Here is a 14,540-nt window from a genome sequence, read left to right as displayed (position 1 = left end):
CGAGGCAGGGATGTCATGGTAGAACGTTCTGGAAGGCGATATCGAGTTTCGAAACCAACTCGTCAATCTGCTGTTCGGTCACGATGAAGGGCGGTGCCAAGAGGATGTGATCCCCCTGTTTTCCGTCAATCGTGCCACCCATCGGGTAACAGATCAGCCCTGCCTCAAAACATGCTTTCTTCAATTTCTTATTGATGGAAAGCGAGGGATCGAATGGTTTTTTGCTATCCCGGTCCTCTACAAATTCCAATCCGCGGAACATGCCTCGACCTCGAATGTCACCAATATGGGGATGTTGTGAAAACGCATTCTTTAGCGCTGTATCAAGCTTGTCACCCATTACCTTTGCTTTGTCGGTCAATCCGCCATCCGTCAGTTTGCGGACCACGACATCTGCCGCTGCACAGGCGGTTGGGTGCCCGACATAGGTGTGACCATGCTGAAAAAAGCCAGAGCCGTTTTCTATCGCTTCATAGATTGACCGCGTGCAAAGTGTTGCGCCGATGGGTTGATAGCCAGCACCAAGCCCTTTGGCGATGGTGACAATGTCCGGGCTAATCCCGTCCTGTTCGCAGGCAAAAAACGTGCCTGTGCGCCCCATACCGCACATCACTTCGTCCAGAATCAGTAGGATGCCATATTGGTCGCATATTTCGCGGATTCGCTTGAAATATCCCGGAACAGGAGGCACAGCCCCTGCGGTTGCTCCAACAACTGGCTCTGCGATAAATCCGATTACACTCTCTGGTCCAACGCGGATCAATTCCTTTTCCAGCTCATTCGCTGCTCGCAACCCATATGCTTCCGCTGTCTCGTTTTCCTGGCGATCACGATATTCGTAACAGGGTGCGATGTGGGAAGTGTCGATCATCAGCGGCGCAAATGGTTCTTTGCGCCAGGCATTTCCGCCGGTCGCCAGCGCCGCCAACGTATTCCCGTGGTAACTTTGACGGCGGGCGATAAAGCGTGCGCGCTGTGGTTGGCCGATTTCAAGACAATACTGGCGAGCCAGCTTCAAAGCGGCTTCAACCGCCTCGGATCCACCTGAGACAAAATAGACGCGGTCGATGTCGCCGGGCGCATTTGCGATCAAACGGTCGGCAAGTGATTCCGCCGGGTCCGAGGTGAAAAATCCAGTATGGGCAAAGGCCATGTTGTCGATCTGGGCTTTGATCGCTGCAATTACATCTGGGTCGGAGTGGCCAAGGCATGACACTGCGGCGCCACCTGATCCGTCCAGATATTGTTTGCCGTCGGCATCATACAGATAGGCTCCTTCGCCTTTAACGGCGCGTGGTGGCAATGCTTTGGTGTGGCGTGGAAATACATGATTCATAGCAGGCTCCCGTTGCGTCAACTATGAAACACATGAATCATTTATTGACAATATATGAAACGTTTGAAACATTCACGAAAAGTTACGGCAGGGGGGAGACTGCGGGTTTGGACGGATCGTTCGAACAAAGATTGGCCCAGAAATATGAAGGGCTGAGCAAGCGTTTGCGGGAGGCCGGCGATTATGTTGCCGATAACCCCGTGAACACAGCAACGCGCAGCCTGAGATCTGTGGCCAATGAAGCCGGGCTTGCGCCCGCTACTTTTTCGCGACTTGCCCGTACGCTTGACTACGAAAGTTTTGAGCAATTGCGCGAAGTCATGCGTCGAAAGATCGACAGGCGCGTCAACAGTTTTGCCGACCGAGCCGACCGTCTGCAACATGATCATGAAACCGGTACGTTGGATTTCTTTCATGCCCATCAAAGGGCCTGTTTGGAAAATCTCGAAACGCTTTCTGACAGCATTGATGCCGAGCAACTCAACGTAACCGTTGATCGGTTGCACCGGTCTCGCAAAGTGCTAGTGTTGGGGGCTCTGGGGTCGACAGGGATTGCAGAATACATGTCATATATGGCCAATTTTCTGACTGATAACTGGCACATGGCCGGTCGTATGGGCGCGTCGCTGGGAAGCGGTCTGACCGGCTTGGATAAGACGGATACATTGATCATAGTGACCAAGCCGCCCTTTGCCCGCAAGGCGCTGCTGGCGGCGGAGGTTGCCAAGCAGAACGGCGCATATGTCGTGGTTATTACCGACAATCACTCGTGCCCGGCACTACGCTTTGCCGATTCGGGGTTTCTGATCAAAACGGAGAGCCCGCATTTCTATTCGTCCTATGTAGCAACAGTGTTTCTGGTGGAAACCATCATTGGCATGCTCGCTAGCCGGGTTGGACCAGACGCCACAAACCGAATTGCCGAGGTCGAAAGGCGAAACCGTCGATTAGAAGAGGTTCGCGACGGCTAATCTAAAACCACAGACATCAATCAAAGGGAGTAAGTGATGTTTTCCAAGTTTAAATTCAGCATTGCAGGTGTCGCTGTAGCGGCTGTGATGGCTCCGGCAGCGTTTGCCGAAGAGTTCATCACAATCGGGACCGGCGGCGTCACCGGTGTTTATTATCCGACGGGTGGCGCAATCTGCCGACTGGTCAATAAGGGCCGGAAAGAACACGGTATTCGTTGTTCCGTCGAATCGACCGGCGGATCTGTCTATAACATCAAAACCATTCGTCAGGGTGAGCTTGAGTTTGGCGTCGCCCAGTCGGACTGGCAGTACCATGCCTATAACGGCTCTTCCAAGTTTGAGGATGAAGGTGCCTTTGAAGGGTTGCGTGCGGTATTTTCGGTACACCCCGAACCATTCACGGTTGTCGCCCGCGCCGATGCCGGGATCTCGAGCTTTGAAGATCTGAAAGGCAAACGTGTCAACATTGGCAACCCCGGCTCTGGCCAGCGTGGCACTATGGATGTCGTGCTGGAAGCACTGGGTTGGACAATCGGCGACTTCGCCCTTGCGTCCGAGCTGAAAGCCGCTGAGCAATCGGCAGCACTTTGCGATAATCAGATAGATGCGATGATCTACACCGTTGGTCACCCGTCGGGGTCGATTCAGGAAGCATCCACCGCCTGTGATTCGGTGCTGGTGAATGTAACCGGTGACGCGATCACGAAGTTGATCGAGGATAATTCGTTCTATCGGACCGCAACCATCCCGGGCGGCATGTATCGCGGTAGCGACAATGAAACGACCACGTTCGGTGTGGGCGCAACATTCGTTACGTCTGACGCGGTTAGCGAAGAAGCGGTATATGCCGTTGTTTCGTCGGTCTTCGATAATTTTGATGACTTCAAGAAACTTCACCCGGCCTTCGCCAACCTGAAGCCAGAAGAAATGGCAACAGCTGGCCTGTCTGCTCCGCTGCACCCGGGTGCGGCGAAGTACTACAAAGAAAAAGGTTGGATCGAATAATTCGGACCTGATTTGAAGGGGCGGCTCGCCGCCCCTTTTTTACCAATTTAGATATTACGCAAAGCCGCAAAATAGCGGCATCAGGGAGAGTGAATGATGGCCGAGAATTCATCGGGCAAAGGCCCTCTAAGCGAAGAGGAACTTCAGGAACTGGTCTCATCCAGTGACGCGGGATCACGTGATCCGGCTGGATCAATCGGTTTGTTACTGGCCACTGTTGCATTGGTTTGGTCTCTGTTTCAGGTTTTTCTGGCATCGCCGATCTCAAACTATGTGCTGCCGGGCGACATCATTAACAACTCCAGACAGATCCACTTGGCCTTTGCCATTTTCTTGGCCTTCATGGCTTATCCAGCCCTCAAATCCTCGCCTCGACACTACGTGCCTATTCAGGACTGGGTGATGGGCCTGCTGGGCGCGGGCATCGCGCTTTATGGTTTCTTTTTCTACGATAAAATCGTCAACAATGGTGGTTTGGCTGATGACACCGACAAGTGGGTGGCACTGATTGGCCTTATCTTGCTGTTCGAGGGGGCGCGCCGTGCGCTTGGCCCGGCCATGGCAATCATCGCGACCATTTTCTTGTGCTATGTGTTTTTTGGCTCTTCCTCATGGGTGCCTGACGTCATCCGCTGGAAAGGGGCCAGTCTGCAAAAGGCTATGAGTCATATGTGGATCACATCCGAAGGCGTTTTTGGGATTGCCTTGGGTGTTTCGACCAAATTCGTGTTCCTGTTCGTTCTTTTTGGTGCGCTGCTCGAAAAGGCGGGTGCGGGGAACTACTTCATCAAGATGGCGTTTGGGGCGCTTGGTCACCTGCGCGGTGGTCCCGCCAAGGCCGCGGTTGTCGGTTCGGCGGCAACTGGCCTGATCTCCGGCTCGTCCATCGCCAACGTGGTCACCACTGGGACATTTACAATTCCGCTCATGAAACGTGTTGGCTTTTCCTCGGAAAAGGGCGGCGCGGTTGAGGTCGCAAGCTCGGTCAATGGACAGATCATGCCGCCGGTTATGGGCGCAGCAGCTTTCCTGATGGTTGAATATGTGGGCATCTCTTATGTTGAGGTCATTACCCACGCCTTCTTGCCCGCCGCGATTTCCTACATCGCATTGGTTTATATCGTTCACTTGGAAGCGGTAAAAAACAACATGCCTACCCTGGGTGACCGCGTCGTTTCGATGGGTCGGACGATCGGTGGCATGGCGGTCTTCTTTGTCGGCTTCGCGGCACTTTGCTATGGCGTCCAATACCCTGTGCGTTGGATCACCTCAGCCTTACCGTCTTCTGGCCTGATCCTGTCCGCGCTCATCTTTGTGGTTTACGCCTTGCTGCTGTGGCTGGCGTCGCAGGTTCCCGACCTGGAGCCTGATGACCCCAATGCAGAAGAAGTTAAGCTGCCCGTCGTGGGAGAGATCTACAAATCCGGGCTTTATTATCTTCTACCGATCATCGTGTTGGTCTACTTCCTCATGATCGAACAGAAATCACCCGGTCTTTCGGCCTTCTGGGCCTCGGCCTTGCTCTTCGTGATTCTGCTGACACAACGCCCGCTCAAGGCGATTTTCCGTGGCGAAGGCGACATGGGGAGTGCGTTCAAGTTTGGTGTTTCCGACCTGACGCAGGGTCTTATTGATGGTGCGCGCAACATGATTGGCATCGGCCTTGCAACAGCGACTGCAGGGGTGATTGTTGGCACAGTGACCTTGACAGGTGTCGGACAGGTCATGGCTGATCTGGTCGAATTCCTGTCGGGCGGCAATCTGATCTTGATGCTGGTGATGGTTGGCCTGCTCAGTCTGATTCTTGGCATGGGCCTGCCGACCACGGCAAACTACATCGTTGTCAGTTCCTTGATGGCCGGGGTGGTCGTCGAATTGGGTGCGCAGTCCGGTTTGATCGTACCTCTGATCGCGGTCCACTTGTTCGTCTTCTATTTCGGGATCATGGCGGATGTGACGCCGCCTGTAGGATTAGCTAGTTTCGCAGCTGCCGCTGTATCAGGTGGCGATGCGATCAAGACCGGCTTTATCGCGTTTTTCTACAGCCTTCGTACTGTAGCCTTGCCGTTCGTGTTCATCTTCAACACCGATTTGCTGCTGATAGATGTGACCTGGACTCAAGGCATACTTGTCGCGATATCCGCCACCATAGCGATCCTTGTCTTCACGGCAGGTACTATGGGCTACTTCCTTACGAAGAGCCGAATTTACGAAAGTGTATTGCTGATTGTTGTCGCTTTCGCCTTGTTCCGGCCAGACTTCATCATGGATAGGTTGCAGCCCCCATTCGAAATGATCGAACCCGCAGGTCTTGAAAATGCCCTTGGTGATGCGAGTGTGGGAGATGAACTGCGGGTGATTGTGTCGGGCCCCGATTTCGATACGGGTCAGCCAAAGGACACGACACTGGTTCTATCGCCCGAAGCTGAAGGCAGCGGTGCAGAACGTCTCGACGCTCTTGGTCTTATGCTCCTTGAAGAGGATGGTGTGGTGAAAATGGAAGAGCCCATTTTCGGCTCACCCTATGCTGACACCATGCAGGGCTATGATTTCTATGGTGATCTGCCTGTGACGATCACACAGGTCAAAGCACCCGCAAGTCAAATGCCGAAAGAGCTCGTCTTTATCCCGGCGCTTGCGCTGCTGGGCTTGATCGCGCTGATGCAGCGCGGTCGCATGAACAAGCAAGGAGAACCTGCATGACCTCGCGCCCTGTACTATGTGCCGTCGATATCAGTAACAAGGACAAGGATGTCGACGTGCTGAAGTTGGCTCATCGCATGGCCAAGTTGGATGACGCTCAGTTGGATGTCATCACGGTTGTGCCTGATTTCGGGATGAGCGTGGTGGGCAGCTTTTTTGAGCCGCATCACCATGAAAAGGCGTTGGCTGAGGCACAGCGATTGCTTCAGGAAACTGTTGAAAGCGCTATTGGGGCGGAAGCCAATGAGAATGTCCGTCACGTCGTTGCCACCGGGAATGCCTACGAGGAAATCCTGAAGGCGGCCAACCTTGCGGAAACTGGCCTGATCGTGATTGGTGCTCAAAAACCAGACTTCAAGGATTATCTGCTCGGTCCAAATGCCTCGCGCGTCGTCCGACATTCTGAATGCTCAGTTCTGGTTGTAAGGTAGGAAGACAGAAATTGGGGGCGTCGATCAAACACGACGCCCCCAATTTCTTCTGTGACTGGTCTGAAATTCAGGATGATTGATCAGAGTAATTGAGAGCCATGCTTACCCAGCTTGTTGCAACCCCGGCCATCAATTATCTGAGATTATAGGCATGAATCCCTGGCCAAACTGAACCAGAGTCTTTGCGCTGCTTGTCCCGAATGTCTCTGTCTGGACGCGTAAATTTGGTTCAGGTGGGAAACTTCAACTCAATGGATGTTCCACGCTTAGAAGGGTCTGAGAGCCAGCCGATTCCTCCGCCGTAAATTTCGACGATTTTGCGAACAAGTGCCAATCCCATTCCGCTGCCTTCAATTTCATCTCTTGGTTTAAGGGTGGTCATAACCTCGAATACTCGATCGCGATATTTTTCGGGAATACCGGGCCCATCATCGGTCACTGTGATGATACACTCACCAGCCCGCTTGATTGAGCTGATTTGCAGTTTGCCTTCTTGCATGTCGTGGTGCTTGATCGCATTGGAAATCAGCGCCGAAAAAAGCGTGAGAATATCCCGGTCTCCCATTCGAATTTCGTCACACTTCAGGTTTAGATCGATTTCGAATCCTGATGGGATGGTCAACTGATCCAAGATTATCGCAATCGCCTCGGAAATATCGACCGCCTTCACCACCTGCATCCGTCCAGCCCGGGAATAGACAAGAAGGTCAATCAGCATACGGTCCAGCCGTCGCGTATGGATGTTCATCAAGGCCAGATTTTCCTGAAGAGGTTCGTTGATGCGATATCCAGCTTCAACTAGATCATCCTGTATCCACTGCGGAACCTCGAGCAGGGCCCGAACAGAGTTTCGTATGTCGTGACTGAGTAGATAAATGAAGTCTTCAAACTCGTTAGAGTTAAGCTGCTTTTGCTGCGTCCCGGTCGTTTCAACCGCTTGTCCATCAACCTGGCGAATTCCCATCTGAACCCTCAATTCCTGCTAGAACTTTTGGTTTATTTTAGAATTGATAATTGTTGGTTAATTAGCAAAACGCAGGCCGTGCTATTTGTATGATCAGGTCCCGTCGGTCGGCAGGTCAGCGAGTAACACACCTTTTCATCAAGGTCTGTTAACCATGTTAACCCGTAGTTAACGCAAACCCCATAGCCTAAGATTTCGTTAAGACCAGGCAACGCGGGGGCGTATCACTTTGTCATTGGGCAATATCCAGTTTGTGCCCGGAGTGGTCGCTCGTCTCAGGCTTGTTTTCCTGTCTGTTTCGCTTGTGTTGATCAGTGCGATGCTCCTTGGCTATCTACAAATCAGGAGCCTGAACAAAACCACGGATGTGCTGACAGAAGCCTCGGTGCCCGTCTTTGTCCGGACCCAGGAAATTGAACGCAGCCTGAGGCGCCTTGTCCTTTCCTTGCAATCGGTTGAAAGCGTGCGCGATGTTGATGACCTGCAGGCGCTGGAAGGGACGCTTGAGGAACAGCTGCGAATTCTCAAACTGAATATCGAAAAGCTGGTGCAGCATAACATTACGCCTGCAACCGTTGTGAATATGGCGGAAGCTTTGAAAAGGCTCGAGGGTCATGTTGAGCAAATGCTATCGCTTGAGCAAGAAATTCTGTTTCTTGATTCCTCAATTAGCCAGGCAAAAAACCTATTGAATCAAAGGCTAGCCGCTGCCCAGACCGCTTTGAAAGAACTTTCGAATGACGCTGCGGTTCTTCTAGGTGAAGGTGCGAGTCCGGGGCCAAGCAACGCAGATAGTTTTCTGGCGACTTATTCGCAAAACCTTCGACAGGCGAACACCCTTGCCAAGCTGCCACTTGAACTCGAGTCCCTGGTTGAATTGGCCGTCAGGCTTGACCGGATACCAGAGCTGAAAGATGCGCCAGAAATAGAAAACGAGATGCGCTCCTCTTCCCAGGAGGTCTTGCTCTTGATTGATCAGGTGCGTCCATACACTTCGCAACAGATGCTCGCCGAGGAAACGAATGCCATTCACGAAATCATTTTCGAGGACGCTGGAATTTTCGATCAAGCCCTTCAAATTCAAGCACATCAATCGGACCTGAATAAGCAGAAAGCAATTAGCAGGGAATTGATTTCGGAAATCTCGGCCAATTCGGATGACCTTGTTCTGGCGGCGCGGACGCGGGTGAATGATGCTACGCAAAAGCTGGGCGCCACTGCGAACCGGGTAATCATGTTTTTAGTCATGGCAAGCTTGGCTGCAATGTTGGTTTTCGGTTTTGCCAACGTGCTTATCGTCGAAAAACAAATCAATCAGCGTATGTCGCGCCTGACCAAGGCGGTCACAGCAATTGCAGCAAATGAGACCGACTACGATGTTGACGTCGAGGGAAACGATGAGCTTGGCGAGATGGCCCATGCGTTGGAAACCTTCAAATCCACGGCCGAAGAACTCAGGCGTTCAAATACCGAGCTCGAGAAATTCGCCTATGTTGCGGCACATGATCTGAGGTCTCCTCTCAGGGCAATCCAGGACCTTGCGGAATGGACAATAGAAGACAGTGAAAATCAATTCTCTGCAGATGGACGGGAGAATATGCACTTGCTTCAGAAACGTGTTGACCGGTTAAACCGGCTGCTCTCTGATCTTCTGACCTATTCGCGTGTTGGCAAGGAAAGTCAGGATCGTACGCAGATTTCTTTGCCACAGATCATTCAGGAAACCCGCGAAATGTTGGACCCGAATGATCATCACAAGATTTCGTATTCGGGAATCAAACAACCTGTCATCACATTTGCGACCCCGTTGCGACAGGTACTTCTAAATTTGATCAGCAACGGTATTAAGCATCACGATACTGAAACCGGTACAATCAAGGTCGCCGGCAAACTTACAGACGGTCGCCTGCACATCTCGGTCGAGGACGATGGTCCTGGCATCGAACGGCAATATCACGATCGAATCTTCGGCCTGTTCCAAACGCTTCGTCCACGAGATGAGGTTGAAGGAAGCGGCCTTGGCCTTGCGATCGTCAGAAAGCAAGTGGATCACTACGGAGGCAACATACGCCTTACGTCAAATCCTGAAACTAGCCGTGGCACCAAGTTCGATTTCGACATGCCGGCAAATCTCAGCGCCACTTGCAATCAAAACCTGGCGGCATAACCCTTGGGAAAGAGGATTAGAAATGACTGGCATTGAACCAAATCCTGTCGTCAAAGTTCCAACGCAGCCGGTCCGGTTTCTGATCGTTGATGACGATCAGGTTAGTGTGCTGGCCATCAAGCGCGCTTTAAAAAAACTCAAGATCATCAACCCCGTACAGGTGGCGCGCGACGGGCGTGAAGCGCTGGATATGCTTCGCGAAGAATTTACCGATGGCAAAGCGTTACCGCCCTATCTGGTAACGTTGGACCTGAATATGCCAAGGATGAACGGTTTCGAGTTTCTCGAGGAAGTTCGTAAGGATCCGACATTGCACAGATTGGTTATTTTCGTTTTGTCCACATCCGATGCCCCTGCAGACGTGGCTAACGCTTATGACAACAATATCGCTGGTTATATCGTCAAAGACAATTTGGGTGATAGTTTCGTCAAGGCGCTCGATATGATTGATTGCTTCTCCAAGGTTGTTGAATTCCCAAGTTAGGACGCGTTGCAACGGAAGATCTGTGGCGGCAGTTTGAAAAGAACCGGCAGCCTTTCTGAAGGCCGTCTTCTTTTTGCGCATGTCTGATATGGCCCGCGTCGGCCTCGGTACACTTAGTGCAGTTGAAATTGCTCCCTCCGCCTTTGGGCTTGAGCCACAGGCGTTGCCCCGTTAGACCGACGCGGAAGGAGCCTGCTGATGAGCCTCAATACATTTGGACACCTGTTTCGTGTTACCACCTGGGGCGAAAGCCACGGGCCTGCTCTGGGCGCAACCGTCGATGGCTGCCCTCCGGGTGTGACCATTGACGAGGCGATGCTGCAACATTGGCTGGACAAGCGCCGCCCGGGCCAGAACAAGAACATGACACAGCGCAACGAACCCGATGCCGTGCGTATTCTTTCCGGTGTGTTCCAAGGGCAGACCACCGGCACACCGATCCAATTGATGATCGAAAACACGGATCAGCGTTCAAAAGATTATGGCGACATCGCCCAGACGTTCCGCCCCGGTCATGCCGACATCACCTATCATCAGAAATACGGGTTGCGGGATTATCGCGGTGGCGGGCGCAGCTCTGCCCGCGAAACGGCGGCGCGCGTAGCCGCAGGCGGGATAGCCCGCGCCGCCCTTGAGGCGCTGGTGCCCGGTATCCGCATCAAAGGTTACATGACCCGCATGGGTGAGATTGAGATCGACCGCGATCGTTTTGATTGGGACGCGATTGACACCAATGATTTCTGGATCCCCGATGCCGAAGCCGCCCCTAAATGGGAAGCTTACCTGCAAAAGTTGCGCAAAGATCACAATTCGGTCGGCGCAATTGTCGAGGTTGTAGCCCAAGGCGCCCCTGCTGGTCTGGGGGCGCCGGTCTATGGCAAACTAGACACCGATTTGGCCGCTGCGATGATGTCGATTAACGCTGTCAAAGGCGTCGAGATTGGCGAAGGTATGTCCGCTGCGATGCTAACGGGCACTCAGAACGCTGATGAGATTTTCATGGGCAAAGATGGCCAACCGGTTTATTCGTCCAACCATGCTGGCGGCATCCTGGGAGGCATCTCGACCGGTCAGGACATCGTGGTGCGCTTTGCAGTGAAACCCACCTCGTCGATCCTCAGCCCGCGCAAATCCATCCGTATGGATGGCACTCCGACCGAAGTGGTGACCAAGGGTCGCCACGACCCTTGCGTTGGCATCCGCGCTGTCCCGGTGGGTGAGGCAATGATGGCCTGTGTCGTCCTTGATCACCTGCTATTGCATCGCGGTCAGATAGGAGACGGCCCGCGCGGCAAAATCGGCTGAACGCCTGGCCAAGGCCTCTTCCTTGAATGTCGTTATATTGATGCAATTTGGTCTTACGCAGTTTTCAAATTTCCAATTGTGCCGGTACAGATGAGATGCGGATAAGACGACCAAAGTGAAGCCGCCGATCTCCGGTATATGTTCCCCGTTTCCTTCGTGCTGCCAATACCGTGCAGGCATCGGTGGATATTGGAAAATTCTTGTTCCACCACTCTGCCGATTGCGCGAGCAAATCCCGGCTACGCTTTGCGTTTTTGCTTGGAAAGCTGCACAGCCAGGATGCCAAGCGCGATTACCGCAACACCCATTACTTCGCGCAGCCCCAGGTTTTCGCCCAGAATAAGTGCAGCGATTGCGACGCCCAGAAAAGGGTTAAGGAAATGGAACGTCGCTGCCTTCACCGCCCCGATGCGATTCACCAGCCAGAACCAAACCAACGTTGCTGCCAAACCGGGAATCAATGTCGTGTAGCTAAAGGCTGCGATCAGTTTCCAACTCCAGGAGATCACGATGGTTTCGGTGGATATTGCCGCGACGCTCAGCACCGCACTGCCGACCAGCATTTGCAACCCGACAACCATCAGGAAATTTCCACCGGAAGTAGCCCCTCGGACCATCAGCGTGGCAAATGTCAGGGCAATTACGCCCAACACGCATAAGCCCAGCCCTGTCATGTCGATACCGCCTTGCAGGCGTGCACCCATGATAATGAAAACGCCGATCACCCCTGCGACCAGACCCAATAGTCCAAGGGTGCCCACGCGTTCACCAAAAAATATCCAACCGGCAAGCGCCACCAAAAGCGGCATGGTGGACGCGATGATCGCGGCCAGGGACGCTTCGATCGTTTGCATGGCGACGAAGTTAAGCCCCAGATAAAGTGCGTTCTGACAAACGCCGAAAACGATTGTTGCCCGCCACTGCGCGCGCGTCAGCCGCCAGCTTTGCCCCAGCATCCAAGCGATAAGAACGCCCAGAAGACCAGAAATCAAAAACCGAAGGGACAATGCCGTCAGCGGCGGCGCCGCCGCGACGATGATCCGGGCCGACGTAAAGGCGCTGGACCACATGAAGGCAAAGGCAAGCCCCGCAAGTATCGCCCGAATATCCATCTGCCTGCTCCGAAAATTGAAAAGGGCCGCCTGTTGGGCGACCCTTTCCGAAACTCAGATGAGATTCAAGCTTAGCCGTTCACGCTGTCCTTCAGCGCTTTGGCGATGGTCATCTTGACCACCTTGTCGGCGTCTTTCTTGATCTGCTCGCCAGTGGCGGGGTTGCGCACCATGCGCTCGGGGCGTTCACGGCAATAGATTTTGCCAACACCCGGAAGGGTCACAGCGCCGCCACCAGACACTTCGCGCGTGATGATCGAGATCACAGCGTCCAGCGCGCCATTAGCGGTTTTCTTGTCACTACCCATCTCGTCAGCCAGAGCAGATACGAGTTGGGTTTTGGTCATCGGTTTTGCCATTTTATGGTCTCCTTCAACTGCCCGGCTATTGGGCCTCATTCGCATAATCTAACGCTATCTTGTGTTGAAACACAACGAATAGTGGCGGAAAGCAAGTGATTTTAGTGCATTTTGTGCCGATTTACGCTAGGTCAAAGGAAGGCTGTCTCGTTAAATGACCGTAATTTTCGACTGTGCAGGCGTTCAAGCGGCATTTCGGCCAATGTTTCCATAGCGCGAATCCCTATCATCAGGTGGCGCGAGACTTGGGTTTTGTAGAAATCACTGGCCATACCGGGCAGTTTTAACTCGCCATGCAATGGCTTGTCACTGACGCATAGCAATGTGCCGTAGGGCACCCGAAACCGAAACCCGTTGGCGGCAATCGTTGCGCTTTCCATATCCAGCGCAATGGCTCGCGACTGGCTGAGCCGCTGCACCGGTCCCGACTGATCGCGCAGCTCCCAGTTGCGGTTGTCGAAACTGGCGACGGTTCCGGTGCGCATCACGCGCTTCAGATCATAACCTTCAAGCTTTGTTTCTGCCGCCACCGCCTTTTCCAGCGCGATCTGGATTTCCGCCAATGCTGGGATCGGTACCCAGGCGGGAATATCGGCATCCAATACCCCGTCTTCACGCAGGTATGCATGGGCCAGAACGAAATCACCAAGGCTTTGAGAGTTTCGAAGCCCGGCGCAATGGCCGACCATGATCCAGGCGTGGGGACGCAGCACAGCGACGTGGTCGGTCGCGGTCTTTGCATTAGATGGCCCCACGCCAATATTGACAAGCGAGATGCCTTTTCCATCATCGCGCTTCAGATGGTAGGAAGGCATCTGAGGAAGCTGCGCCGGCAATGGCAGTTCGCCGTCCGGCAGCGTGATCTCGGCATTGCCAGTGCTGACAAAGGAAGTGTAGCCACTGTCAGGATCGGCCAGCGCTTTGCGGGCATAGCTCTCGAATTCCGAAACGTAGAACTGGTAGTTGGTAAAGAGAACATGATTCTGGAAATGCGCCGGATCCGTCGCGGTGTAATGCGCGAGCCGTGCCAGCGAATAATCCACCCGCTGCGCTGAGAAAGGCGCCAATGGCTCCGCTCCTGCGGGGTCCGGGGAATGGGTGCCGTTCACGATGTCATCATTTGTCGTGCTCAGGTCAGGCACATCGAACTTATCACGCAGCGTGAAATCTGCAGCACCTTCCTGTGGCACCATGATCGACGCGTCGTTGGCAACCGCAAAATGCACGGGCATTGGTGTATCCGACATGCCAATTGAGACCGGTACACCGTGATTTTCCAGCAGCAAACCGATCTGTTGTTCCAGATATTTTCGAAACAGGTCGGGTTGGGTTATCGTGGCTACATGGGTGCCGGGTTCTGATACATGTCCGAAGCTCAACCTGCTATCGACCTGACAGAAGGATGTCGTGGTGATCCGTATCTCGGGATAATAGGCGCGTATCTTTTTTGCGGGAATATCCCCATGAAGAGCTTTACTGAATTCGCGGCACAGGAAATCCGACGCTGTGTTGTAAAGCTCAACCAACCGATCCACTGCGGCGGACGCGTTGGTGAAAACCTGAGAGGCAGGAACATTAGGTGTCGTCAGATCGCCGTTCTGGTTCTGCACATTCATCTCTCTGTCCTGCATCCCGGTCGCGTTACAACCTTACCTGCCGATGCCACGTTGACACGGCCAAGAGCGGGGATCAAGCTGCTGTGA

General features: G+C 53.4%; 12 protein-coding genes. 7 read left to right on the top strand and 5 right to left on the bottom strand.

The features are described from left to right. Window positions 1-13: 13 nt before the first annotated feature. Window positions 14-1,336, bottom strand: a complete 1,323-nt coding sequence (locus Q1B27_RS08110; RefSeq protein ID WP_299846286.1) for an aspartate aminotransferase family protein — start codon at window positions 1,334-1,336, stop codon at window positions 14-16. Between the two features lie 107 nt (window positions 1,337-1,443). On the opposite strand from Q1B27_RS08110, the gene Q1B27_RS08105 reads away from it, so the two are divergent. The 4 genes from Q1B27_RS08105 to Q1B27_RS08090 all read left to right on the top strand — a co-directional run bounded on the left by Q1B27_RS08105 (window position 1,444) and on the right by Q1B27_RS08090 (window position 6,446). Continuing rightward, on the top strand, window positions 1,444-2,307 hold the full coding sequence (locus tag Q1B27_RS08105; RefSeq protein WP_299846284.1) for a MurR/RpiR family transcriptional regulator: 864 nt from the start codon (window positions 1,444-1,446) through the stop codon (window positions 2,305-2,307). 36 nt (window positions 2,308-2,343) lie between these two features. Continuing rightward, window positions 2,344-3,312 (top strand): TAXI family TRAP transporter solute-binding subunit, encoded by a 969-nt coding sequence (locus Q1B27_RS08100; RefSeq protein ID WP_299846282.1) that lies wholly within the window; start codon window positions 2,344-2,346, stop codon window positions 3,310-3,312. Window positions 3,313-3,408: 96 nt separating this feature from the next. Beyond that, window positions 3,409-6,015: a TRAP transporter permease gene (locus Q1B27_RS08095; RefSeq protein WP_299846280.1), complete on the top strand. Its 2,607-nt coding sequence runs from the start codon at window positions 3,409-3,411 to the stop codon at window positions 6,013-6,015. Beyond that, a complete protein-coding gene (locus tag Q1B27_RS08090) occupies window positions 6,012-6,446 on the top strand; it encodes a universal stress protein (RefSeq protein WP_299846278.1) in 435 nt (144 codons plus the stop codon). The genes Q1B27_RS08095 and Q1B27_RS08090 overlap by 4 nt, the downstream gene beginning before the upstream one ends. Before the next feature lie 229 nt (window positions 6,447-6,675). On the opposite strand, the gene Q1B27_RS08085 is transcribed toward Q1B27_RS08090, so the two are convergent. Continuing rightward, the gene (locus Q1B27_RS08085; RefSeq protein WP_299846276.1) at window positions 6,676-7,410 is read right to left on the bottom strand and encodes a HAMP domain-containing sensor histidine kinase; all 735 of its coding nucleotides are present in this window, start codon (window positions 7,408-7,410) and stop codon (window positions 6,676-6,678) included. Window positions 7,411-7,645: 235 nt separating this feature from the next. On the opposite strand from Q1B27_RS08085, the gene Q1B27_RS08080 reads away from it, so the two are divergent. The 3 genes from Q1B27_RS08080 to aroC all read left to right on the top strand — a co-directional run bounded on the left by Q1B27_RS08080 (window position 7,646) and on the right by aroC (window position 11,366). Next, window positions 7,646-9,577, top strand: a complete 1,932-nt coding sequence (locus tag Q1B27_RS08080; protein WP_299846274.1) for an ATP-binding protein — start codon at window positions 7,646-7,648, stop codon at window positions 9,575-9,577. 22 nt (window positions 9,578-9,599) lie between these two features. Continuing rightward, on the top strand, window positions 9,600-10,061 hold the full coding sequence (locus Q1B27_RS08075; RefSeq protein WP_299846271.1) for a response regulator: 462 nt from the start codon (window positions 9,600-9,602) through the stop codon (window positions 10,059-10,061). 198 nt (window positions 10,062-10,259) lie between these two features. Continuing rightward, window positions 10,260-11,366 carry a chorismate synthase gene (gene aroC, locus Q1B27_RS08070; RefSeq protein ID WP_299846269.1) on the top strand — a complete coding sequence of 369 codons (1,107 nt, stop codon included), beginning with the start codon at window positions 10,260-10,262 and terminating at the stop codon, window positions 11,364-11,366. Between the two features lie 239 nt (window positions 11,367-11,605). On the opposite strand, the gene Q1B27_RS08065 is transcribed toward aroC, so the two are convergent. From Q1B27_RS08065 to Q1B27_RS08055, 3 genes are all read right to left on the bottom strand, one after another. After that, on the bottom strand, window positions 11,606-12,478 hold the full coding sequence (locus Q1B27_RS08065) for a DMT family transporter (RefSeq protein WP_299846267.1): 873 nt from the start codon (window positions 12,476-12,478) through the stop codon (window positions 11,606-11,608). A gap of 71 nt (window positions 12,479-12,549) precedes the next feature. Further along, window positions 12,550-12,837, bottom strand: coding sequence for an HU family DNA-binding protein (locus Q1B27_RS08060; protein WP_299846265.1), 288 nt, complete (start codon window positions 12,835-12,837; stop codon window positions 12,550-12,552). Between the two features lie 131 nt (window positions 12,838-12,968). Then, window positions 12,969-14,453, bottom strand: coding sequence for an AMP nucleosidase (locus Q1B27_RS08055; protein ID WP_299846263.1), 1,485 nt, complete (start codon window positions 14,451-14,453; stop codon window positions 12,969-12,971). Between the last annotated feature and the right edge of the window lie 87 nt (window positions 14,454-14,540).

Source organism: uncultured Roseovarius sp. (genome assembly GCF_947489715.1).
Taxonomy (GTDB): Bacteria; Pseudomonadota; Alphaproteobacteria; order Rhodobacterales; family Rhodobacteraceae; genus Roseovarius.
This window is presented reverse-complemented; position numbering and strand designations above follow the sequence as displayed.